Raw genomic sequence first — 23,227 nt, forward strand, 5'->3', positions numbered from 1 at the left:
GGGTTGCGCGACGGCGCTTTGTAGTTCACCTTGCGCGCCTATGGAGCCAACCTTCAAAGCTTACGCCGCCCTCAACAAGGGCGAACCACTGCGCCCCTTCGAATTCAACGCGGGCGAACTCGGCGCCGAACAGGTCGAAGTCGCCGTCGAATATTGCGGCATCTGCCACTCGGACCTTTCCATGCTCGACAATGAGTGGGGCATGGCAAAATTCCCGTTTGTGCCCGGCCACGAAATCATCGGCAAAGTCGTGGCCGTGGGCCCGCACGCGAAGAACCTGCGCGTCGGCCAGCGCGTGGGCATTGGCTGGATGTCCGGCAGTTGCATGGCGTGCAAGCAGTGCCTTTCCGGCGACCACAATCTTTGCGCGCACGGCGAAGGCACGATCGTGCAGCGCCACGGCGGCTTTGCCGACCGGGTCCGCGCGCATTGGGCGTGGACGATTCCCCTGCCCGATTCGCTCGACCCGGCCCGGACCGGGCCACTGTTCTGCGGCGGCATCACAGTGTTCAACCCGATTTTGCAGGCGGGCGTCAAACCCACCGACCGCGTGGGGGTGATTGGCATCGGCGGGCTGGGCCACATGGCGCTTTCGTTCCTCGCCAAATGGGGCTGCGAAGTGCACGCCTTCACGTCCAGCGCGGCCAAACACGAGGAGGCCAAACGCCTCGGCGCGCATCACGTGGTGAATTCCCGCGACAGTGCCCAGATGAAAAAACTCGCGGGCGCCCTCGACTTCGTGCTGGTCACGGTCAATGTGCCGCTGGATTGGGACGCCATCATCCAGACCCTCGCGCCACGCGGACGATTGCACTTCGTGGGCGCGGTGCTGGAGCCGGTGCCCGTGGCGGCATTTTCGCTCATCACGGCGCAGCGGGCCATTTCCGGGTCGCCGACCGGCAGCCCGGCCGCCGTCGCGGCGATGCTCGACTTCTGCGCGCGGCACAACATCGCCCCCATCACGGAAACCTTCCCGATGTCGCAGGTGAATGCCGCGCTGGACCACGTGCGCGCCGGCAAGGCCCGCTATCGCGTCGTCCTCCAGAACGATTTCTGATCCACCCCGTCATTGTTTCATGAGCCAGGAAAACCTTTCCGCGCCGCACCTGTTTGCCCCGTTTACCCTGCGCGGGGTCACGCTCCGCAATCGCGTTGGCATGTCGCCGATGTGCCAATACTCGGCCACTGACGGATACGCCAACGACTGGCATTTCGTTCACCTTGGCACGCGGGCCGTGGGCGGCGCGGGGCTGATCCTCGTGGAAGCGACGGCGGTGGCGCCGGAAGGCCGCATCACGCCGGGCTGTCTCGGCTTGTGGGACGATGCCCACATCGCGCCACTCGCCCGCATCGCCGGCTTCCTCAAACAGCACGGCGCCGTGCCTGGCATCCAAATCGGTCACGCGGGCCGGAAGGCCTCGGCGGCCCTGCCATGGCGCGGCGGCGCGCACTTGTCCGAAGCCGAAGGCGGCTGGCCCACGATCGCGCCGAGCGCGATTCCCTTTGGCGCTGATCTGCCCAAAGTCCCCCGCGCCATGACCGCAGCAGACATCGTCCGGGTGAAAAACGACTTTGTGGCCACGGCCCGGCGCGCGTTGGCGGCCGGATTCGAGTGGCTGGAGTTGCATGCCGCGCACGGCTATCTCTTGAACGAATTCCTCTCGCCGCTCACGAACCAGCGCACCGATCAATATGGCGGCAGCCTCGAAAACCGCATGCGACTCCTGGTTGAAATCGCCCAGGCCGTGCGCCAAGCCTGGCCGGACAATCTGCCGCTCGCGGCGCGCATTTCGGCCGTTGATTGGGTGCCCGGCGGATGGCAGATCGAGGACAGCATCGCGCTGGCGAAACAACTCAAGGCGGCGGGCGTGGATTTGATTGATTGCAGTTCGGGCGGACTGGTGCCGGACGCAAAGATCAAGGTGGAGCCCGGCTATCAGGTGCCGTTTGCCGAAAGCGTCCGGCGCGGCGCGGCCATTGCGACCGCCGCCGTCGGTTTCATTACCGAGCCACAACAAGCGGACACCATCATCCGGCAAGGCCAGGCGGACCTGGTGCTGCTTGCCCGCGAAATGCTCCGCAACCCCTACTGGCCCATCCAGGCCGCACGCACCCTGGGCCAGAAACCGGCGCTGGCCACGCCCGTGCAATATGGTCGCGCGCTCAATTGACCGGCAGTTACAGAACAACCCGCAACCCAGAAAGGACCAGACATGAAACGCAAGGCATCCGCCGTTTGGAACGGCAGTTTGAAGGACGGCAAAGGCGCCATCTCAACGGAAAGTGGCGCGCTCAAGGCATTGCAATACTCGTTCGGCACCCGGTTTGAGAACGGCGTGGGCACGAATCCCGAGGAACTTATCGGCGCCGCGCACGCCGGCTGTTTCGCGATGGCCTTCTCGGCCGAACTGGGCAAGGCCGGGCTGACACCAGCCTCCATTCAGGCCACGGCCACGGTGACGCTGGACAAAACGGACGCCGGCTGGACGGTTACCGCCTCGCATCTCGACGTGGCGGCCCGGGTTCCCGGCGCCGACGCGAACCAGGTGCTGGCCATCGCCAACACGGCCAAGGCCGGCTGCCCCATTTCGCGCCTGCTCAAGGCCGAGGTGACCCTGACGGCCAGGGTGGAATCATAATCCTCTTCAATTGCCCCCCGGGGACCGGGCGGACCGGGCCCCGCGGGGCGGCGCTTTTTGGTGGCCAGCGGCCGGGCGGCGGGTGATGATGCGCCGCCACCGATGAATGGGCGAACGCAAGACGGCACGCATGCAGGACGCCGGAACGTGCTGCCAGCCACGGCTCCCAAATTCCGCGCCATCCAGATTCTCCTCAGCATTGTGGGGCTGCTGATCGGCCTGCCCGCCACGCTGCCCGCGCAGCCGGTCACCAACGCGGTCCTGCGCGTGGTAATGGACGACAATTACCCGCCCTATGTTTTTCGCAACGCCCAGGGAAAGCTCGAAGGCATCCTCATTGATGAATGGAAACTCTGGGAAAAGAAGACCGGCAGCCGGGCGGAACTGCACGGCATGGACTGGGGCTCGGCCCTGCAACGCATGCGCGCCGGAGATTTTGACGTCATCGACACCATTTTCCAGACCGAGGATCGTTCCGCCCTCTACGAGTTTTCCAAACCCTACGCGCGGATCGAGGTCCCCATCTTCTTTCGCAAGGATCTTTCGGGCATTACCGACATCGACTCACTGCACGGCTTTCCCGTTGCGGTGAAGCGGGGCGACGCCGCGGCCGACCTGCTGCAAACCCACGGCATCAACACCCTGCTGCTGTTCACCAACTACGAGGACCTCGTCACCGCCGCGGCTTCCGGCAAGGTCAACGTGTTCGTCGTGGACCTGCCGCCGGCGAATTATTACCTGCACAAGCGGGGCATCGCGGGCGAGTTCCGCCATTCCGCGCCCATCAACGTGGGCGCGTTTCATCGCGCCGTGCTCAAGGGCGACCACGCCACGCTGCAATTGGTCGAGGACGGTTTCCGCCGCATCAGCGCGGCCGAGCACCAGCAGATTCAGGACAAGTGGATGGGCACCTCCCTTGAGAACACGCCCATTCTCCGGCATGCGCTTTACGGCATTGGCGCGGCCGGGGTGTTGATCATCGTGCTGGTCATCTGGAGCTGGACGCTGCGGTTGGAAATTCGCCGGCGCACCGCGGCGCTCGCCGCCAGCGAAGAAACGCTGCGCCTCGCGGTGACCGGCGGCCACGTCGGGATTTGGGAATGGAACACCCGCACCGACGTGCTGTTCTGGAACGACGAGCTGAAGCAAATCTTCGGGCTGCCCGAATCCACCAGCGACCTGACGTTGCTGCAATTCGTGAAGGCCATTCACCCGGAGGACCGCGCCTGGGTTGAAGAATCCTTTCGCCAGGCGCTCGCGGAACGGACCGGCTTCGACCTCGAATTCCGCATCACCCGCCCCGATGGCCGCATCCGCTGGCTCGGCTCGCGCGGCCATGGCGACTACGACGCCAAGGACAATCCCACGCGCATGATGGGCGTCGCCCTGGACGTCACGGAACGGAAGCAAAACGAGGCGCTCGTCGCCGGACAAAGGAAGGCGCTGGAAATGATCGCCACGGGCGCGCCCTTGCCGGAAATCCTCGAGCATCTCCTCAACGTGCTCGAAGCCCAGTCCCCCGAGATGGTGTGCTCCATTCTCCTGTTCGATGCGGATCAGGGCCGTCTGCGGCACGGTGCCGCGCCGCGGCTGCCCCGCGAATTCGTGGCGGCGGTGGACGGCATGTGCGTCGGGCCGGAGGTCGGTTCGTGCGGCACCGCCGTGTTCGAGCGAACACCGGTGCTGGCGGAAAACATTGCCACTGACCCGCGTTGGACGCATTTCCGCGAACTGGCGCTGGCCCACGGGCTGCACGCGTGCTGGTCCACGCCGATTTTCGACGCCCAGAACCAGGTGCTGGGCACCTTCGCCGTTTATTTCCGCGAACCCGGCCGGCCGACGGACAAGCACCGGCGCCTGATGGAGGCCGCCACGCACACCGCCGCCATCGGGATTGTGCATCATCGCAACCGCCAGGCCCTGCTGACCCTGAATGAGCGTTACGCCCGGCAGGAGGCGGCACTGAGCACGCTGACACGCAACCACGCGCTGCAGGCCGGCAATTTCAACACCATCCTGCAACAACTCACGGAGATTGTTGCCCGGACACTGGACGTGGAACGCGTGAGCGTGTGGCGTTACACTACGAACAAGGCGGCAATCGTTTGCGCGGAACTGTTCGAGCGCGCCGCCCGGCGTCATTCCAGCGGCACCGAGCTCGCTGCCGCGTTGAATCCGCCGTATTTCCGGGCGCTGGCCGACTCGGATGTCATTGCCGCCCACGACGCCGCGCACGACCCGCGCACGGAACAGTTCACCGCCGCCTACCTCCAGCCGCTCGGCATCACGTCCATGCTGGACACGCCCCTGCACCTGCGCGGCGACACGGCGGGCGTGCTGTGCTGCGAACACATCGGCCCCGTGCGCCAGTGGACACCGGACGAACAAACGTTCGCCGTGGCGGTGGCCAACCTGGTTTCCATGCTGCTCGGCCAGCTCGAGGAGCAGCGGCTTGAGGAACAACTGCGCCACTCGCAAAAAATGGAGGCCATCGGCCAGCTCGCCGGCGGCGTGGCGCATGATTTCAACAACATTCTCACGTCGATGATGATGCAGGCGGACCTCGCGGCCCTGCACGAAGATCTGCCCGCGGAAACGCGCGATGCGCTCGCCGACATCCGCACCGCAGCCGACCGCGCCGCCGCACTGACCCGGCAACTGCTCATGTTCAGCCGCCGCCAGGTGATGCAGCCGCGGCCCGTGGACGTGGACGAAATCGTCACGCACCTCGTCAAAATGTTGCAGCGCATCCTGGGCGAGGATATCCGCATCGAGCTCAACCTCCACGCCTCGCCGGCGTTGACGCAGGCCGACGCGGGCATGCTCGATCAGGTGCTCATGAATCTGGCGGTGAATGCGCGGGACGCGATGCCGGACGGCGGACGGCTCACCATCGAAACGTCGCTCCGCCAGGTCGTGGCCGGCACCGCCGGCGAATTCCCCGACGTGGCGACCGGAGCCTATCTCTGCCTTGCCGTGCAGGACACGGGTTGCGGCATTCCGCCCGAGAATTTGTCGCGCGTCTTCGAGCCGTTCTTCACCACCAAGGCGCCGGGCAAGGGAACGGGCCTCGGACTCGCCACCGTGTTTGGCATCGTCAAACAGCACGGCGGCGCGGTGCGCGTGCAAAGCGAACCGGGCCAGGGCGCGCGGTTCGAAATCCTGCTGCCGCAACTGACCACGTCCCGCGAAACCGGTCTCGACCCGGCGAAGCCCGCACCCACGCAAGGCGGCCGTGAAACCATCCTGCTCGTGGAAGACGAGCCCGCCGTGCAACGCCTGACGCAGGCGGTGCTCGAGCGTCACGGCTACCGCGTGCACGCGGCGGCCGATGGACCGACGGCACTGGGGCTTTGGCGGGAACATCGGGAACACATTGACCTGCTGTTGACCGACCTCGTGATGCCCGGCGGACTGGGCGGTCATGACCTGGCCGTCCAGCTCTGCCGTGAGCAGCCCGCGCTGAAGGTCGTCTTCACCTCCGGTTACAGTGCCGAACTGGCCGGCCAGGAACTGGTCATGACGCCGGGCTGCCAGTTTCTGCCCAAGCCCAGCACACCGCAGCAAATTCTCGAAATCGTCCGGCGAACCATGGACGCCTGAACCGCGCCACCGGGCAATCGCCCATTGACCATCCCCACGGCTCAAGAATATCGTCGGGCGCGTTGGGCGCCAAAATTGCCAGATCATCGCTGCTCGCCGCGCATCCGCGCGCGGGCGGCGCCATCGTCGCCATGCTCGTGCTGGCGCTGGGCTTTTTCATTGCCGGCCTCTTCCGGCCGTTCACGGCGGTGACGAAGCTGTGGCTGTTTGAAAACCAGATTTCGGTTTATCGCGGGCTGGTCGTCCTGTGGCAGGCCAGCGAGCTGTTCCTGTTCCTCATCCTGTTCGTGTTCACGGTGTGTTTCCCCTTCGTGAAGATCAACGCCATGCTCGTGCTATGGCTGCATCCCAAGCTCGACAGCGACCACGCCCGGAAGCTGTTTCACTTCGTCGCCAACCTCGGCAAGTGGTCGATGCTCGACGTGTTCGTGGTGGCGATTCTCGTGCTGACGGTGAAATCTGGCGGTGTGGCCAGCATCAAGGTTGAGGACGGTTTCTTCCTGTTTTTCATTTCCGTCATGCTGACACAGTTCGCCTCGTTGTGGACGGGCAAGGTGGTTGCCCGGCTGAACCATTGAACCCGCCGGAAAGATGCGGGGCGACGCGCCGGTTAAAACACTTCCGCCTTCAGCCCCGACACGAGCCGGACGGTTTGGGCGATACGGGAGAGGCTTTTCAGCGGGAGATGACTGCAGCCGACGTTCTGTATCGGGCGCGAGGCTGAATAGATTTGCACCAGCGAAATCTGCGCCCCCTTCTCCTTCAACTCGCGCAACCGGAGCGCAAACTGCTCGATTTCCTCGGCCGGCGGCTCCTCGCCGTTGATGGCGGGAAAGAGGCTTTGAATCACCACGGGCCGTTGCTGGCCGACGAGCACAATGTTCGCCAGCGTCTGTTCCAGGGTCACACTGCGCGGACGGTTGACGCGGTTGATGTAGGCCTGCGTGCCGCCGTCGAGCTTGATCCAGATTTCGTCCTGGCGCGTCAGGAGTTTCAGCCCCTGTTGAACTTCCGGGCGGTCCAGCCCGGAGCCGTTCGTGATCAGGACCAGTTTGAAGAAGGGGAATTTGCCCAGCGCACGGATGTGCACCACCTCGCGCACGGCCGTGGCAAACTGCGGTGACAGCGTGGGTTCACCATCGCCGCTGAGCGCCACATGCCGCAGTTCCAGCAGTTCCACCGGCAGATTGCGATAGGCCGGCCGTTCCCGCAGTTGATTGGAGGCCACGAATTCGAGCGTGCGCTGCAATTCGACCGCCATCACGTCCGTGTCGAGCCGGGTGTCGCGCGGCGGCTGGGTGCGGTTCACCTCGCAATACACGCAGTCGAAGTCGCAGTAGCGGTCGGGGTTCAAGTTGACGCCCACTGACAAGCCGCGGGCCCGGGGTGAGAGCACGACATAGACGAACCGATTGTCGAGGAAGTCGCGCGGGCAGCCGAACGCCGTTTCGCGGGGCAGGTGCGACAGCGAACCGCCGCGCCGTTTCTTGTCGAACGGCTCGGTCGCAACGGCGGATTTGGAAGTCAACTCTTCCACAGTATTCATTGGCAATCTAGGTTTGCGCCGGCCCGCCTACTACACCCGCCTTGGCAATTCTCGGCCATTTCTTGGCAGGTCGCCGGATTCGGCGCCGGTCCGGCACGACATCATTGACCGGTCTAGCCAAGCCGGGACGTGGGCACTGGATAACTCGAGATGGCGCGCATGTATTGGGCGCGCTCAAAGGCGCTCGGATCGGCACAATTCCTCTGGCTCAAGCTGCCCTTGAGCTGCGTCACCGATTCGTATTCGTGTTCCTCCAGCCACGCGACCAGGTCCTTTTCCACGTCGGCGATGTGCTTGACACCGTGCCGCAACAAGGTGGAGCACAGCATCGCCACATCCGCGCCGGCCATCAGCACCTTCAACACGTCGGTCGCCCGGTGCACGCCGCTGGTCGCTGCAAGGCTCGCCTGGATGCGGCCGTGGAGAATTGCCACCCAGCGCAACGGCACCCGCATGGCCATCGGCGTGCTGAGGAGAATGTTCGGCTGGACTTCGAGCGTTTCGAGGTTGATGTCCGGCTGATAGAAGCGATTGAACAGCACCAGCCCGTTGGCCCCGGCTTCGTCCAGCCGTTTCGCCATGTTGGCAAAGTTGCTGAAGAACGGGCTCAACTTCACCGTCACCGGAATGCTCACCTCCGACTTCACGGCCTGAAGAATGTCGAGGTAGGTCTGTTCGACGTCAGTGCCCGTGAGGTTCACATCCGTCGGGATGTAGTAGATGTTCAGTTCCAGCGCGTCGGCGCCCGCCTGCTGGATTTGCCGGGCGTATTCCGTCCAGCCGCCCGCGGACGAACCGTTGAGGCTTGCGATGACGGGGATGTTCACCGCCGCCTTGGCCTGGGCGATGTGCTTGAGGTATTCCTCGGGACCGAGCTTCAGGTTCTCCGGCTCCGGGAAATAGGTCAGCGCCTCGGCGAAGCTCTCCGTCCCGTGCTCGAGGTGCTGCGCCAGCTCGATGCGATCCAGACGCAACTGCTCCTCGAAGAGCGAATACAACACCACCGCCGCCGCGCCCGCGTCTTCCATGCGCTTGATGTTGCCCAGATCCTCCGAGAGCGGCGACGCCGAGGGCACCAGTGGCGTGCGGAGTTTCAGTCCGAGATAATTTGTGCTGAGGTCCATGAGACAGTCCTGGTTGTGGGCGGCAGATCAGTTTTCGACCGTTGAGGGCGTCGCCGGTGCGGGTGCGGGCTGGGCCGGCGCAAACGGGCGCTGGGCGAGGTATTCGTAGAACTTCCACCGCCGGTCGGCGTCCGCCTGTGCCTGGGCGAAAAACTTCTTCGCGTCGTCGGGCCGGCTCTTGGTGAGCATCTTGAACCTGTTTTCCGTAAGCATGTAGTCCTGCACCTTCATCCGGGCCGCCGCGGAATCCAGTTGCAGCGGATTCTCGCCACGCTCGGCGCGCCGGGGGTCATAGCGGTAAAGCAGCCACTGGCCGGACTCCACCGCCGCCTTCTGCTGCCGGGCGCCCACTCCCAGGTCGAGCGCGATGCCGTGCGCGATGCAATGGCTGTAGGCGATGATCAGGGACGGTCCCGGATAACTCTCCGCCTCGACGAACGCCTTCAACGTATGCTCATCCTTAGCACCCATCGCGACACTCGCCACGTAGATGTTGCCGTAAGTCATGGCGATGAGGCCCAGGTCCTTTTTTCCGGCCGGCTTGCCGCCCGCGGCGAATTTCGCCACCGCGCCGCGCGGCGTGGACTTCGACATCTGGCCGCCCGTGTTGGAATACACTTCCGTATCCATCACGAGCACGTTCACATCACGGCCGCTCGCCAGCACGTGGTCCAGGCCGCCGTAGCCGATGTCATAGGCCCAGCCGTCGCCCCCGAGAATCCACACGCTGCGCTTTACGAGCGTGTCGGCGAGCGAGGCCAGCAACCGGGCCTCGGGCGTGGTCAAAACAGCAAGTTTCCGCTTCAAAATCTCCACGCGCTCGCGCTGCTCCTGGATGCCGGCTTCATCGTGTTGATCGGCCAGCAGCAGGCCCGTGATGAGATTGTCGCCGAGCTGCGGCGCCAGTTTTTTCACGAGTTCGGCCGCGAACTCCCGTTGCTTGTCCAGCGACACCCGGAAGCCGAGGCCGAACTCGGCGTTGTCCTCGAACAACGAATTGCACCACGTCGGCCCGCGGCCGCATTTGTTGGTGGCGTAGGGCGTGGTCGGCAGGTTCCCGCCGTAAATCGAGGAGCAGCCGGTGGCATTGGCGATCACGGCGCGGTCCCCGAACAGTTGCGACAGCATCTTGATGTAGGGCGTCTCGCCGCAGCCGGCGCACGCGCCGCTGAATTCGAAGAGCGGCTGCATCAACTGCTGCTGGCGCAACGTGGTGGTCTTCACCTTGCGCCGGTCCAGTTCCGGCAGGCCCAGGAAGAAATCCCAGTTGGCGCGCTCGGCCTCGCGCAACGGCGCCTGCGGCCGCATGTTGATCGCTTTCAATTTGGCCTCGGCCTTGTTGCGCGCAGGGCAGACATCCACACAGATGCCGCAACCCGTGCAGTCCTCCGCCGCCACCTGCAGGGTAAACTTCTGGCCCTTGAATTCCGGCAGGCGCGAGGCGGTGGACTTGAACAGGGCCGGCGCGTTCTTCAATTCCGCATCGTCATACACCTTCGCGCGGATGGTGGCATGCGGACAAATCGCCACGCACTTGAGACATTGGATGCAGACCTTCTCATCCCACACCGGGATTTCGAGGGCCAGATTGCGCTTCTCAAACTGCGCGGTGCCCGTGGGAAAGGTGCCGTCCGCCGGAAAGGCGCTCACCGGCAGTTCGTCGCCCTCCCCGGCCGTGAGCCGGCCCAGCACGTCCCGCACGAATGCGGGAGCCGCCGGGCTGACCGGCGGGAGCAACGGGCCGGCACCGTTGACGGGCTGCGTGAGCGGCACTTCATGCAGGTGCTCCAGCGTGTGATCCACCGCCTTGAGGTTCATCGCCACCACCTCCTCGCCTTTTTTGCCGTAGGTTTTTTTGATGGAATGCTTGATGGCCTCGATGGCGGTTTCGCGCGGCAGCACGCCGGCCAGGGCGAAGAAGCAAACCTGCATGATGGTGTTGATGCGCCCGCCCATGCCGCTGTTCCGGGCCACGGTGGTGGCATCGATCACGTAAAATTTCGCCCGCTTGGCGAGGAGCTGCTTCTGCACCGGCGTCGGCAGGTGCGACCACACTTCGTCCCGGCCGTAAGGCGTGTTGAGCAGGAAAACGCCGCCCGGCACGAGGTTCTTCAGCAGGTCGAACTTCTCCAGAAACCCGGGCAGGTGGCAGGCCACAAAATTCGCGCGGCTGACGAGATAGCTGGACCGGATTTGCTGCGGCCCAAAACGCAGGTGCGACACGGTCATGCTGCCGGATTTCTTGGAGTCGTAAACGAAGTAGCCCTGCGCAAAATTGTCCGTGCCCTCGCCGATGATCTTGATGGAATTCTTGTTCGCCCCCACTGTGCCATCCGCCCCCAGCCCGTAGAACATGGCGCGCACCACGCTGTCCGGCTCGGTCGAAAAGTCCGGGTCCACGGGCAGGCTGGTGTGGGAGACGTCATCCTGAATGCCCACGGTGAAACCATGCCGGGGTCTGGCCTGTGCCAGATTGTCGAACACCGCCTTGACCATGGCCGGCGTGAATTCCTTCGATGACAAACCGTAGCGGCCGCCGACGATTTTCGGCATGGCTGCAAACTGGCTGGAGCCGTTCATCACCGCCTCGGCCACGGCGGCCACCACGTCTTGGTAAAGCGGCTCGCCCGCCGCGCCCGGTTCCTTCGTGCGGTCAAGGACGGCCAGCTTCTTCACCGTCGCCGGCAACGCGGCCAGGAACTTGCCCAGGTCAAAGGGGCGAAACAGCCGCACCTTGAGCACCCCGACCTTCTCGCCCTGTTTCATCAGATGTTCGACCGCTTCGTGCGCAACCTCGCAGCCTGAGCCCATCAGCACGATGACACGATCAGCGTCCGGCGCGCCGACATAATCGAAGAGGTTGTAGCTGCGGCCCACAATGCGGGCGAATTGCGCCATGGCCTCCTGCACAATGTCAGGGCAGGCCTGGTAATAGGGATTGCACGCTTCGCGACCCTGGAAAAACGCGTCGGGATTTTGCGCCGTGCCCCGCAACACCGGCCGGTCAGGTGACATTGCCCGGGCGCGGAATGCATTGACCAGCGAATCATTGATCATCGCCCGGATGTCCGCCTCCGCGAGCATCTCGATTTTTTGCACCTCATGCGACGTGCGAAATCCGTCAAAGAAATGCACGAACGGCAGGCGCGCCTTCAGTGACGCCGCCTGCGCGATGAGCGCGAAATCCGTGGCTTCCTGCACGCTGGCGGAACACAACATGCCCCAACCGCACGAGCGCACCGCCATCACGTCACTGTGATCGCCGAAAATGGACAGCGCATGCGTCGCAATCGTGCGGGCCGTGACGTGAAACACGCAGGGCAGCAGTTCGCCCGCGATCTTGAACATGTTGGGGATCATCAACAGCAGCCCCTGCGACGCCGTAAACGTGGTCGCCAGCGATCCCGTCTGAAGCGCGCCGTGCACACCGCCCGCGGCACCGCCCTCGCTCTGGTATTGAACCACCGACGGCACCGTGCCCCACAAGTTCTTCCGCCCCTCGGACGACCATTGATCGCAAAACTCGGCCATGGGTGAGGACGGAGTGATGGGATAGATTGCCATGACCTCGTTCAGGCGGTAGGCGATGTTGGCGACCGCCTCATTGCCATCGAGGGTGACCAGTTTTCGTGCGTTCATGAGTTGAAATTGCGTTCACGAAGCCCGTGTGCAGGTTGGCTCCGTGCCATTTCAAACTAGGCCGACGGCCAATCGGAGCCTTCCCTATTTTGCCAAAGGCACAACATGGTTTGGCTTGTCCCGCGCCGCGAAGTCGCGAAGATGCGGATTTTGACGCCCGGCGGCCCGGGCCGGTTCTCTTAAAAAAATTTGCCGGCAACGCCCGCGGCATTGCCGGCAAACATGGTCCGCGAAGGACGCGGAAAAACTTCAATTCACGACGCCGGGGCGATCGTTCGGAGCACTGCCCCAGGCGCGATTGGGCTGCGGCCCCATGGTGAGTTCCAGGCGGCCACCCGCCGCGATTTCGTCGTGGGCCAGCCAGGTCCGCTCCAGCGGCCGGCCATTCAAACGAGCCGACTGGATGTAAACATTCTGCGGCGAGTTGTTTTTCGCCACCACCCTGAAGGTGTGCGCGTGGTAATGCTGATCGTCCAGCCGCAGCGTCACCTGATCCGCCATCGGACTGCCAATCACATACCGGCCGCTGACCGGATCCACCGGGTAGAAGCCCATGGCCGTAAACACATACCAGGCCGAGGTCTGCCCGCAGTCGTCGTTGCCGCACAGGCCGCCGGGGTGATTGTTGTAAAGCGACGTTGCGATGTGCCGGACGCGCGCCTGGGTTTTCCACGGCTGGCCGGCGTAATCATACAGGTAGGCCACGTGATGACACGGCTCGTTTCCGTGCGCATACATGCCGATCAGGCCCGTCACGTCCGAGAGCTGGTTGGGAATTTTTTCCCGCGTGTCGAACATCTCATCCAGCTTGGTCACGAACGCCTCGTCGCCGCCGAGTTTGGCGATGAGCGCCGGGACATCCTGCGGCACGAAGAACGTGTATTGCCAGGCGTTGGCCTCGGTGTAGTCGTTGAACTGGATGCGCTTCGGGTCAAACGGCGTGACCCAGCTGCCGTCGCGGTTCTTGCCGCGCATGAAGCCGGTGGACGCATCGAAGACATTCTCCCAGTTGCGGGCTCGCGTGGCATACTTGCGCGCCACGTCGGCCTGGCCGAGCGCCTGCGCAAATCGCGCAATGCACGAATCGTCGTAGGCATATTCCAGCACCTTGGAAACGCTCTGCACATCGCGGCGCGACGGGATGAAGCCCCGTTCGCGGTAGCTGTCGAGTTCGGCGCGGTTTTTGTCCGTGGTGGCGATCATGTCGGCGAGCGCCTCCTTGGCGTCCCAGCCGCGGAACCCCTTGCGATACGCTTCGGCAATGACGGGGATTGCGTGGTTGCCAATCATGCACCAGTTCTCCTTGCCGCCCTCCGTCCAGACCGGCAGGGTGTTTTGGCCGAAGCACGTGAAGTGCGTCAACATCGTCTGCACGATGTCATTCACGCGCTGGGGCTGGGTGAGCGTCAGCAGTGGTTGCTCGGCGCGGAAGGTGTCCCAAAGCGACAGTTCCGTGTAGTATTCGTAGCCTTTGGCCTCATGCACCTTCAGGTCGGGACCGCGAAACTGCCCGTCCACATCACTCAAAAGGGTCGGCGCCATCATCGTGTGATAAAGGGCCGTGTAGAAGGTCTGTTTGAAGGCTTCGCCATCGCTGCTCACCTCGACACCGTTCAGCGCCTGTTCCCATTGCCGCCGCGCCGCCTTGACGACGGCGTCAAAATCCCAGTTCGGCAGTTCGGCGTTCAAATTGCGTTGCGCACCGGCCACGCTCACGGTGGACAATCCCACGCGCACGAGCACCGGCTTGCCTGCCTGGGTTTTGAAATCGAAATGGCCGCGAATGTCCTTGCCCTGGGCCTCCTCGCCCGTGACTTCCTGCCCGTTGAATTGGATGCCCGACGTGGCAAACGGCTGGGAAAACTCGAGGTAGAAGTAATACACCTTGTCGCCGCCCCATCCGGCACTCCGGCGGAAACCGCTCGCGGCATGGTTGTTTTCCACCTTCAACTGCGCATCGGTCGGTTCATTCCCGACACCGTGGTGCAGGTCGATGATGACGTGCGCCTGGTCGGTCTGGGGAAACGTGTAACGGTGCATGCCCGCGCGGGCGGTGGCCGTGAGTTCCACGTTGATTTTTTCATCGGGCAGAAACACGCAGTAGTAGCCGGGGCGCGCCTCCTCCTGCTCGTGCGAGAACCGCGCGCGATACCCTTCTCCGGGTTTGTCGCCGGGGGCCAGTTTCACCTCGCCGACCAGCGGCATCAGCAGCACGTTGCCCAGATCGGCGCAGCCCGTGCCAGTGAGATGGTTGTGCGAAAACCCCATCACGGAGCCGTCCGAGTAATGATAACCGGAACAGCCGTCCCAAGTCGTGTCGCGCGTGTCGGGTGACAATTGCACCATCCCGAAGGGCACGGTCGCCCCGGGAAAAACGTGGCCGTGTTCATCCGTGCCGATGATGGGATTGACGTAATCAACCGGCGACTTGGCGAAGGCAGGGGCGGCGCCCAGCCCGAGCAGCAACAGCGCGAGGGCGGAACGCGATACGTGTCGAGGGATGTTTTGCATGGTCATTTGGTAAACCGGGCGCGGCTGCGAATCAAGGAATGACGCGGCGCGGCCAGCCAACCGGGCCACCCAAACAGCGCCTCTGCGATTGCTTTCGCCCTGGCAACTCCGGTAAACCTTCGCCACTTCCCATGCCAAATACGCCGCCGGAAAAGGTCGACGTGCACAGCGAAGGATTTCTTCATTCGCTGATGCGCAAGCAGCTCAAACTGTCCATCGCCTGCGCACTCGCCTTCCTGCTGGTGCTGCTCGGCCTGCCGCTGGCAAACTACTTTGCGCCCGGGCTGATGGCCACGCGCATCTTCGGCTTCACGCTCACGTGGTTCCTGCTCGGCATCGGTTTCTTCCCCGCCGTGTGGTGCATTTCGTTTTACTTCATCAGGCGGTCCATTGCGCTGGAGCAGGAAGAAGTAGCTGAAGTTGCAGAGGAGAAAGGGGGAAAGGGAGAAAGGGAGAATTTCAGCCGATGAGAGCAGCCGGCAAAATCACTCATCACTGGCAGTTGGAAGTCTATCAACTTTCCATCGCGACCGGAATGCGACTGTTCGAACTTTCCAAGAAGTTTCCACGCGAGGAGACATATTCGCTGACCGACCAGGTGCGCCGATCCTCCCGTTCCGTTTCCAGTCACATTTCGGAAGGCTGGCGCCGCCGGCGTTACGAGGCCGCATTTTGTGAGAAACTGAACGGCGCTGAAAGCGAGGCGGCTGAAACTCAGACTTGGATCGAATACGCCGTCCGGTGCGGCTACATCACCGCCAAGGATGGCCGGGAACTTCACCGCGCCTACGATTTCATCATGGGCAAGCTGGTAAAAATGCAGAACACCCCCGAAGTCTGGCTCCTCAAGAATCCACGCACGCGGTGCTGATCTCTCTTTCACCCCTTCACCCTTTCTCCCTTTCAAACCGACATGGAACCCATGCTCGCCCTCGCCTTCGACTCCTACATCCTCGCCTTCAGCTCCCTCACCGTCGTCGTGACGATCTGGATGGGCTTTCGCGCGGCGAAAACATCCAAGACCGCGAGCGACTTCTTCGTGGCGGGCCGCAGCGTGAGTGTGGGCTGGAATGCCAGCGCCATCTCCGGCGAATACCTCAGCGCCGCCAGCTTCATGGGCATCGCGGGCATGGTGATGTCGAGCGGTTACGATGCGCTGTGGTATCCGGTCTGTTACGCGTGCGGCTATCTGTTCCTGCTGCTGTTCATCGCCGGCCCGTTGCGCCGCTTCGGGGCCTACACAATTCCGGATTTCGCCGAGGGCCGGTTCGACTCGCCGCTGTTCCGCAAGATCGCCGTGTGCTTCGTGCTGTTCATTGGCTTCTTCTACACGATGCCGCAGATGAAAGGCGCGGGGACGACGCTGGCCTACATCTTCCCGGGCCTGCCGTATTGGGCGGGCGTGGTGCTGGTGGGCGCGGTCATCACGCTCAACGTCGCGCTCGGCGGCATGAAAGGCATCACGCTGGTGCAGGCGTTTCAATACTGGGTCAAGATGTTCGCCATCTCGGTGCCCATCTTCGTGCTCATGGCGGTGTATGGGCATTATGGGAAACAACTCGGGGCGAATGGGGGAAACGTCCAACATCCAGTGTCCAACGTCCAACGTTCAACGAACGGGACGAACGCTGCTTTGGAAGTTGGAAGTTCAAAGTTGAGCGTTGAACGTTCAGTTCTTCCGTTGACAGGGCTTGAAGTTCAAAAGCATCCCGATTTCCAAAAAAGCTTCATCAGCTTCGCGCTTAATTCTGAGCGTAAGATTGAGCAAATTGTTCCGGCACTTGCGAGTGATGCCACGGTTAAAGAAAAGGCTGACGTCGTTGCGGATTGGTTGACCGATGCTCCGCAGGTGGACGGAATGAAAACTCGGACAACGCTACAGACCATCGGTGCATATAATGCAGCCATTCGTCGCACCGTTTGGGTGGCAATTAGTCTGACAAACTCGTGGATGCAGAATGCAAGAACCAACCCGTCCTTTGGCGTAAAACAAACGCGCCAGCAAGCCGAGCTAGCGCTAGAAAAATTCTTGAACGAAGCTGGTATTGGCTTGGCAAGACTGGCTGGCGATGAGGTGGCAGCAATTCCGAACAGTGAAGCGGCGCAGTATGCGAAGTTATTCGCTGCGTGGAATTCGGCAACCATTGTTCGCAAACCGCTCCCCGAAAAAGCTCCCAAGGACGAAACGTGGCTTTCCCCCTTCGGCCCGCTCACGACCAAAGCCGCCAAGGCCGCGAAACTTTCGCCTGAAGAAGCCAAGCCTTACTCGCTGCTCTACACCTATTCGCTCATCATCGCGCTCATCTGCGGCACGGCGGGATTGCCCCACATCCTCGTGCGCTTCTACACCAACCCCGACGGCGGCGCGGCCAAGCGCACCACCATGTGGGTGATGATTCTCATCGGCATCTTCTACGTCTTCCCGCCCGTGTTCGGCGTGATGGGTCGCAACCTGTTCCCCGAGCTTTACTCCGGCATCGGCGCGAAAGGCACGGACAAGATCGTCCTCGAACTCCCGCGCCTGCTGAACGACAAATACGCGCCGCTCGGCTCAATCCTCTCCGGCATCACCTGCGCCGGCGCGTTCGCGGCGTTCATGAGCACGTTCAGCGGCCTGCTCGTCAGCATGACCGGCGCGATGGCCCACGACGTCTATGGCCGGATGCTGCGACCCAAGTCCACGCCCGAGCAGCGCATGAAGATGTTCAAGCTCTTCGCCATCGTCATCGGCGCGGTGGCGATGTTGTTGGGCAGCTTCGTTGAGGCGCTGGAAATCAACTTCATGGTCGGCCAGGCGTTTGCCATCGCGGCGGCAAGCTATTTCCCGCTGCTGTTCATGGCCGTCTGGTGGCGCAAGCTCACCATGAAGGGCGCCGCCACCGGCATGTTGACCGGCGGGTTGAGCGCGGTGGCGGCCATTTCGCTGACGAGCTTCAGCACGCTGGCGGCCGCGCCGGGCCAGGCGGGTGAGCTCTTCGCCGTGTTCAAACCGTTGAATGACTTTTGGGCGCACCATCCCCTGCTCCGCATCCTGTGCGAGCAACCCGCCATCTGGGCCGTGCCGCTGGCCATCGGCCTGATGATCGTCATTTCCAAGCTCACGCAAAAGGACGTGCCGGCGGACATCCGCATGAAGATGCTGGTATTGCACGCACCGGAGAAGCTGGGCCTGAAACAAGAATACATCCAGGAGCATCAACCCGGCGCGCACTGACGGAGCGCGGCTGTCCCCAGCCGCAGCACCCTCGATCTTGCGGACGATGCTGGAATTGGATTCGGCGGTCGCCCCGCATCCGCACCCGCTGCGGCTGGGGACAGCCGCGGTCCGTAAGCGGCGGCCGATCCGAACTTGCCAGCACTGCGGCTTTTCCATCCAATGCCTCGGTGAGCCAGCAATTACCGAAGTCTGGTCGAGGCCTGCCGCACAACCCCGACGTGCGCGAACTGGTGGCCGACAAACGGAAATGGTCGGCCACGTCACCGCAGGAACTCGGCAAACGAGGCTTTCCCGGCTGGCACGAACGGGGCTACCTGCCACATCGTGACGAGCCGGGCTTGATCCAGTTCGTCACGTTTCATCTGGCGGATTCATTCCCTGCCGCATTGCGTTCGGAGTGGGCGGCGATGCTGGAAGTCGAGGATGTGCCGGCGCGGCGTGAAATGTTGCAGGAGTATCTCGACAAAGGACGCGGCAGCCGTGTCCTCCAGCAGCCAGACGTGGCGAAGGTGGTGGAAGATTCACTGCGGTTCCGGCACAACCAAAGTTACGAGCTTCGGGCGTGGGTGGTGATGCCAAATCATGTTCACGTCCTGCTCAAGGTGGGAAACGTGAGCCTGTCGCGCGTTGTGGAGGATTGGAAGAGATTCACGGCCCACGCAATCAACCAGCGGGTGGGCAGAAAGGGACAGCTCTGGTTCAGCGATTATTGGGACACTTACATGCGCCATGCCGGGCATGAAGCGCATACCCAACATTACATCGAGGCGAATCCAGTGAAAGCTTTGCTGGCCCGCGAGGCGAAGCAATGGCCGTGGAGTAGTGCCCGATTGCGGGATGACTTCGGTCGACTGTGCCTTTGACGGACCGCGGCTGTCTCAGCCGCAGCACGCCCGAGCTTGCGGACGATGCTGGAATTGAATTTGGCGGTCGCCTCACCTTTGCACCCGCTGCGGCTGGGGACAGCCGCGGGCCGTTTACTGTTTCCCCTGCACCAGCGCCTCGACCACGTGCGGGTCCGCCAGCGTGGTGGTGTCGCCGATCTGGTCCACGGCGTTCTCCGCAATCTTGCGCAGGATGCGGCGCATGATTTTGCCGGAGCGCGTCTTGGGCAGGCCGGGCGCGAACTGAAGTTTGTCCGGCGCCGCAATGGCCCCGATCTCCTTGCGCACGTGGCCGACGAGTTCCTTCTTCAATTCCTCGTTCGGCTGGATGCCATCCTTGAGGGTGACGAACGCGTAGAGCGCCTGGCCCTTGATGTCGTGCGGCATGGGCGCAACGGCCGCTTCGGCAACTTTCGGATGGCTGACCAGCGCGCTCTCCACCTCCGCCGTGCCGATGCGGTGGCCGGACACGTTCACCACGTCGTCGATGCGCCCCATCAGCCAGTAATCGCCGTCGGCGTCCACACGACAGCCGTCGCCGGTGAAATACATGTCCGCATACATCGTGAAATAGGTGTCGATGAACCGGTCGTGATCACCCCATGTCGTGCGCATCATGCCGGGCCAGGGTTTCTTGATGCACAGCTTGCCGCCTTCGTTCGGCGCACAGGGGGTGCCGTCGTCCTTCAACACCACCGGCTCCACGCCGAAAAATGGCCGGCCTGCGCTGCCGGGCTTGAGCGTGTGGGCGCCGGGCAGCGGCGTGATCATGTGGCCGCCGGTTTCCGTCTGCCACCACGTGTCCACAATGGGGCAGCGTTCCTTGCCGATGACGCGGTAATACCACATCCACGCCTCGGGATTGATCGGCTCGCCCACGGAACCGAGCACGCGCAGCGAACTGAGATCGTGTTTGTTCGGCCATTCCTCGCCCAGGCGGATCAGGGCGCGGATGGCCGTGGGCGCGGTGTAGAACACCGTCACCTTGTATTTCTCAACAATCTGCCAGAAGCGGCCGGCATCGGGATAGGTCGGCACGCCCTCGAACATGAGGCTCGTGGCGCCGATGCACAACGGGCCGTAAACGATGTAGCTGTGCCCCGTCACCCAGCCGATGTCCGCCGTGCACCAATACATGTCGTCCTCGTGCAGGTCGAAGACGTATTTGGTCGTGAGTGCCGCCTGCAACAAATAGCCCGCCGTGCTGTGCACCACGCCCTTGGGTTTGCCCGTCGAACCGGAGGTATAGAGCATGAACAAATAATCCTCCGCATTCATGGCTTCCGGCGGACAATCCGGGCTCGCCGTCGCCATCGCGTCGTGCCACCACAGGTCCCGGTGCGTCTCGAAGTGGCAGGGCGTATCGGTGTGCTTCACCACCACGACGCGCTCGATGCTGGGCGTGTGCTGCAATGCCTCGTCCGCGATGTCCTTCAACGGAATGACCTTCCCCGCGCGCAGCCCGACGTTCGCCGTGACCAGCACCTTGCAGGTGGAATCGTTGATGCGGCCCGACAGCGCGTCGGCGCTGAAGCCGCCGAAGATGATCGAGTGAATGGCGCCGATGCGGGCGCAGGCCAGCATGGCCACCGCAAGTTCCGGAATCATCGGCATGTAAATCGCCACGCGGTCGCCCTTCTTCACCCCGAGGCCCTTCAACACGTTGGCGAATTTGCAAACCTCCCGGTGCAACTGCGCATAGGTGAGCGTCTGCGTCTGCGCCTCCACCTCGCCCTGCCAGATGATGGCCGGCTTGTTGGGAATGCTCTGCAGATGCCGGTCGAGGCAGTTGGCGCTCACGTTCAACTGGCCATCCTCAAACCAGGTGTGCTGAATGACGCGCGCCCTGGTGTTCCAGTTGTAGCGCCGGGCCACCGTGGGCTTTTTGATCCAGTCCAGCAAGGCGGCCTGCTCCAGCCAGAACGCCTCCGGCTCGTTCACCGAACGGCGGTAAAGCTGGTCGTAAGCGTCAGCCTTGATCCACGCGCGCTGCGCCACGGCGGCGGCGGGCGGAAAGGTGCGGTTCTCCTGCAACAACGAGTCGGTCTTGATCGGTTCAGCCATGTTCGTGAAATGGATTTCAACCTTTTTTGCCAAATGCCATGCCAAATAGCAAGGAGCGCGGCTTGCGCCGCGCTCCCTTCAACCAACCCAACTAACCCACGAACACCAACCACGGAACCAATCACTCAAAATCCAGCTCGTAGCTGAAGACGTCGCCGCGGTAGTGGCTCTGCACCTTCAGCCCGCTGCGGTTGAACACGGTCTGCATGCCCTTGTTTTCCGCCAGCACCTCCGCCGTGAAGCCGCCGATGCCGTTCCGCCGCGCGATGCGCGTCAGGTGTTTCAGCATGAACGTGCCGATGCCGCGCCGCTGCCAGCTGTCCGCCACGGTGAACGCCACCTCGGCCTTGTTCGTCTTCGGATCGAGGTAGTAGTTGCCCACGGCGATGATTTCCTCGCCGGCGGCCGACGGCAGCACGCCGACCACGCACACTTCGCTGCGGTGGTCGATGTAAACGAAGTCCTCGATCTGGCTGCGGGGCACGCGCGTGAGGTGGCCCATGAAGCGGTAAAACTTGGACTGCTCGCTCAGCTTGTAGAACAGGTCGCGCATGCGCGGCTCGTCCGTGGGATGAATCGGGCGATACACAATCTGCGTGCCGTCGTGCAGCAGGTGCGTGGTGCGGAGTTCCTTCGGGCCGACCAGGAGCTTGCCTTCCTTGTCCGCGAGTTCGGCGCTGAGATACTTCGCCTCGATGGCTTCGCGGAGCAGTTTGGCGCGGAACTTGGGATGCGCCACGCAGATGAGCGCCAGGGCGCGTTCCTGAATGCTCTTGCCGTGCAGGTAGGCCACGCCGTGTTCGGTGACGACGTAGTTCACGCCCGCGCGGGTGGTCACCACGCCGGCGCCGGGGCTCAGGTTCGTCACGATGCGGGAGATCGTGCCGTTGTGCGCGGTGGAGGGCAGCGCGATGACGGCCTTGCCGCCCGGCGCCTTGGCCGCGCCGCGGTTGAAATCCACCTGCCCGCCCACGCCGGAGAAGAACTTGCTCCCGAGCGAATCCGCGCAAACCTGGCCGGTCAGATCGATTTCCAGCGCGGTGTTGATGGCCACCATCTTGTATTGCTGGCTGATGATGGACGGGTCGTTGACGTATTCCGTGGGATGGAACGCGAACTTCGGATTGTTGTTCACGTAGTCGTAAAGCTTCTTCGTGCCAAGGCAGAAGCTGGCCACGACCTTGCCCTTGTCCACCTTCTTGCGGCTGCCGTTGGCGGCGCCGCTTTGGACAAGGTCCACAATGCCGTCGGTGATCATTTCGGTGTGGATGCCGAGATCCTTTTTGGTCTTCAGAAAGCGCAGCAACGCCTGCGGAATGCGGCCGATGCCGACTTCGATGGTCGAGCCGTCCTCGATCAACGAGGCGAGATACTCGGCGATGGGCCGGGTCTCCTCGTCCTCCGGCCCTTCCTGCACCTCCAGAATCGGCTCGTCCACCGGCACCAGCACGTCCAGCTCGTGGATGTGCACCGCGGTGTCGCCGTGCGTGCGCGGCATGTTCGGATTGACCTGCGCAATGACCAGCGAGGCGTTGGCCGCCGCGCTTTTCACGATGTCCACCGACACCCCGAGGCTGCACATGCCGCGCTCGTCCGGCGGGGTGACTTGAATCAGCGCCACGTCGAGCGGCAACTGGCCGGTGTCAAACAGACGCGGAATGTCCGAAAGATGAATCGGCGTGTAGTCACCCAGCCCCTCTTGAATGATGCCGCGCACGTTTTCCCCGATGAAGAAGCTGTTGACGCGGAAATATTGCGCGAGTTCGCGGTGCGCGTAGGGCGCCTCGCCAAATGTGAGCAGGTGGACGATTTCCGTGTCCGGCAAATCATAGGCGCGTTTGGTGAGCGCGCGGACGAGTTCAAGCGGTTCCGCCACGCCGGTGCCGATGAAAATGCGCTGGCCGGGCTTGATCCGGGCGACCGCCTGGGCGGACGTCGTGATCGTGGCGCTGTATTTCTCCCTCCAGAACGGATCGAAGCTGGTTTTTTCAGAGTTCATG

The 23,227-nt window shown here is 63.0% G+C and carries 15 protein-coding genes; 9 read left to right on the top strand and 6 right to left on the bottom strand.

The window, feature by feature from the left end:
• The first annotated feature begins 40 nt into the window (after positions 1–40).
• From VFV96_14250 to VFV96_14270, 5 genes are all read left to right on the top strand, one after another.
• Entirely contained in the window at positions 41–1,057 is a 1,017-nt protein-coding gene (locus VFV96_14250) for an NAD(P)-dependent alcohol dehydrogenase (protein HEU5071561.1), read from the top strand.
• 19 nt (positions 1,058–1,076) lie between these two features.
• The gene (locus tag VFV96_14255) at positions 1,077–2,171 is read left to right on the top strand and encodes an NADH:flavin oxidoreductase/NADH oxidase (GenBank protein HEU5071562.1); all 1,095 of its coding nucleotides are present in this window, start codon (positions 1,077–1,079) and stop codon (positions 2,169–2,171) included.
• A 42-nt stretch (positions 2,172–2,213) separates the two neighbouring features.
• On the top strand, positions 2,214–2,639 hold the full coding sequence (locus VFV96_14260) for an OsmC family protein (protein ID HEU5071563.1): 426 nt from the start codon (positions 2,214–2,216) through the stop codon (positions 2,637–2,639).
• A 102-nt stretch (positions 2,640–2,741) separates the two neighbouring features.
• A complete protein-coding gene (locus VFV96_14265) occupies positions 2,742–6,242 on the top strand; it encodes a transporter substrate-binding domain-containing protein (protein HEU5071564.1) in 3,501 nt (1,166 codons plus the stop codon).
• A gap of 62 nt (positions 6,243–6,304) precedes the next feature.
• On the top strand, positions 6,305–6,820 hold the full coding sequence (locus VFV96_14270) for a paraquat-inducible protein A (GenBank protein HEU5071565.1): 516 nt from the start codon (positions 6,305–6,307) through the stop codon (positions 6,818–6,820).
• A gap of 32 nt (positions 6,821–6,852) precedes the next feature.
• On the opposite strand, the gene VFV96_14275 is transcribed toward VFV96_14270, so the two are convergent.
• The 4 genes from VFV96_14275 to VFV96_14290 form a co-directional block, all read right to left on the bottom strand.
• Positions 6,853–7,788, bottom strand: coding sequence for a radical SAM protein (locus tag VFV96_14275; protein HEU5071566.1), 936 nt, complete (start codon positions 7,786–7,788; stop codon positions 6,853–6,855).
• Positions 7,789–7,901: 113 nt separating this feature from the next.
• Positions 7,902–8,912: a dihydroorotate dehydrogenase-like protein gene (locus VFV96_14280; protein ID HEU5071567.1), complete on the bottom strand. Its 1,011-nt coding sequence runs from the start codon at positions 8,910–8,912 to the stop codon at positions 7,902–7,904.
• A gap of 27 nt (positions 8,913–8,939) precedes the next feature.
• A complete protein-coding gene (nifJ, locus tag VFV96_14285; protein ID HEU5071568.1) occupies positions 8,940–12,551 on the bottom strand; it encodes a pyruvate:ferredoxin (flavodoxin) oxidoreductase in 3,612 nt (1,203 codons plus the stop codon).
• Positions 12,552–12,800: 249 nt separating this feature from the next.
• Entirely contained in the window at positions 12,801–15,062 is a 2,262-nt protein-coding gene (locus tag VFV96_14290) for a GH92 family glycosyl hydrolase (protein ID HEU5071569.1), read from the bottom strand.
• A 131-nt stretch (positions 15,063–15,193) separates the two neighbouring features.
• Here VFV96_14290 and VFV96_14295 point away from each other — a divergent pair, with 131 nt between their 5' ends.
• The 4 genes from VFV96_14295 (at position 15,194) to VFV96_14310 (ending at position 19,142) form a co-directional block, all read left to right on the top strand.
• Entirely contained in the window at positions 15,194–15,532 is a 339-nt protein-coding gene (locus VFV96_14295) for a DUF485 domain-containing protein (GenBank protein HEU5071570.1), read from the top strand.
• Positions 15,529–15,933, top strand: coding sequence for a four helix bundle protein (locus VFV96_14300; GenBank protein HEU5071571.1), 405 nt, complete (start codon positions 15,529–15,531; stop codon positions 15,931–15,933). Before VFV96_14295 ends, VFV96_14300 begins: the two co-directional genes overlap by 4 nt.
• A 42-nt stretch (positions 15,934–15,975) precedes the next feature.
• Positions 15,976–18,276, top strand: coding sequence for a cation acetate symporter (locus VFV96_14305; protein ID HEU5071572.1), 2,301 nt, complete (start codon positions 15,976–15,978; stop codon positions 18,274–18,276).
• Between the two features lie 170 nt (positions 18,277–18,446).
• Positions 18,447–19,142 carry a transposase gene (locus tag VFV96_14310; GenBank protein ID HEU5071573.1) on the top strand — a complete coding sequence of 232 codons (696 nt, stop codon included), beginning with the start codon at positions 18,447–18,449 and terminating at the stop codon, positions 19,140–19,142.
• A 114-nt stretch (positions 19,143–19,256) separates the two neighbouring features.
• On the opposite strand, the gene acs is transcribed toward VFV96_14310, so the two are convergent.
• Entirely contained in the window at positions 19,257–21,227 is a 1,971-nt protein-coding gene (gene acs / locus VFV96_14315; GenBank protein HEU5071574.1) for an acetate--CoA ligase, read from the bottom strand.
• Between the two features lie 121 nt (positions 21,228–21,348).
• Positions 21,349–23,226 (bottom strand): GNAT family N-acetyltransferase, encoded by a 1,878-nt coding sequence (locus tag VFV96_14320; GenBank protein ID HEU5071575.1) that lies wholly within the window; start codon positions 23,224–23,226, stop codon positions 21,349–21,351.
• Position 23,227: the final 1 nt, after the last annotated feature.

Source organism: Verrucomicrobiia bacterium (genome assembly GCA_035765895.1).
Lineage (GTDB): Bacteria > Verrucomicrobiota > Verrucomicrobiia > Limisphaerales > DSYF01 > DSYF01.

Bases quoted from the DNA above. Each gene is read 5' to 3' on its own strand.
- VFV96_14265 (HEU5071564.1), top strand. From the start codon at position 2,742: ATGAATGGGCGAACGCAAGACGGCACGCATGCAGGACGCCGGAACGTG.
- VFV96_14255 (HEU5071562.1), top strand. From the start codon at position 1,077: ATGAGCCAGGAAAACCTTTCCGCGCCGCACCTGTTTGCCCCGTTTACC.
- VFV96_14260 (HEU5071563.1), top strand. From the start codon at position 2,214: ATGAAACGCAAGGCATCCGCCGTTTGGAACGGCAGTTTGAAGGACGGC.
- VFV96_14295 (HEU5071570.1), top strand. From the start codon at position 15,194: ATGCCAAATACGCCGCCGGAAAAGGTCGACGTGCACAGCGAAGGATTT.
- VFV96_14305 (HEU5071572.1), top strand. From the start codon at position 15,976: ATGGAACCCATGCTCGCCCTCGCCTTCGACTCCTACATCCTCGCCTTC.
- VFV96_14275 (HEU5071566.1), bottom strand. From the start codon at position 7,788: ATGAATACTGTGGAAGAGTTGACTTCCAAATCCGCCGTTGCGACCGAG.
- nifJ (HEU5071568.1), bottom strand. From the start codon at position 12,551: ATGAACGCACGAAAACTGGTCACCCTCGATGGCAATGAGGCGGTCGCC.
- VFV96_14280 (HEU5071567.1), bottom strand. From the start codon at position 8,912: ATGGACCTCAGCACAAATTATCTCGGACTGAAACTCCGCACGCCACTG.
- VFV96_14300 (HEU5071571.1), top strand. From the start codon at position 15,529: ATGAGAGCAGCCGGCAAAATCACTCATCACTGGCAGTTGGAAGTCTAT.
- VFV96_14320 (HEU5071575.1), bottom strand. From the start codon at position 23,226: ATGAACTCTGAAAAAACCAGCTTCGATCCGTTCTGGAGGGAGAAATAC.
- VFV96_14250 (HEU5071561.1), top strand. From the start codon at position 41: ATGGAGCCAACCTTCAAAGCTTACGCCGCCCTCAACAAGGGCGAACCA.
- VFV96_14290 (HEU5071569.1), bottom strand. From the start codon at position 15,062: ATGCAAAACATCCCTCGACACGTATCGCGTTCCGCCCTCGCGCTGTTG.
- acs (HEU5071574.1), bottom strand. From the start codon at position 21,227: ATGGCTGAACCGATCAAGACCGACTCGTTGTTGCAGGAGAACCGCACC.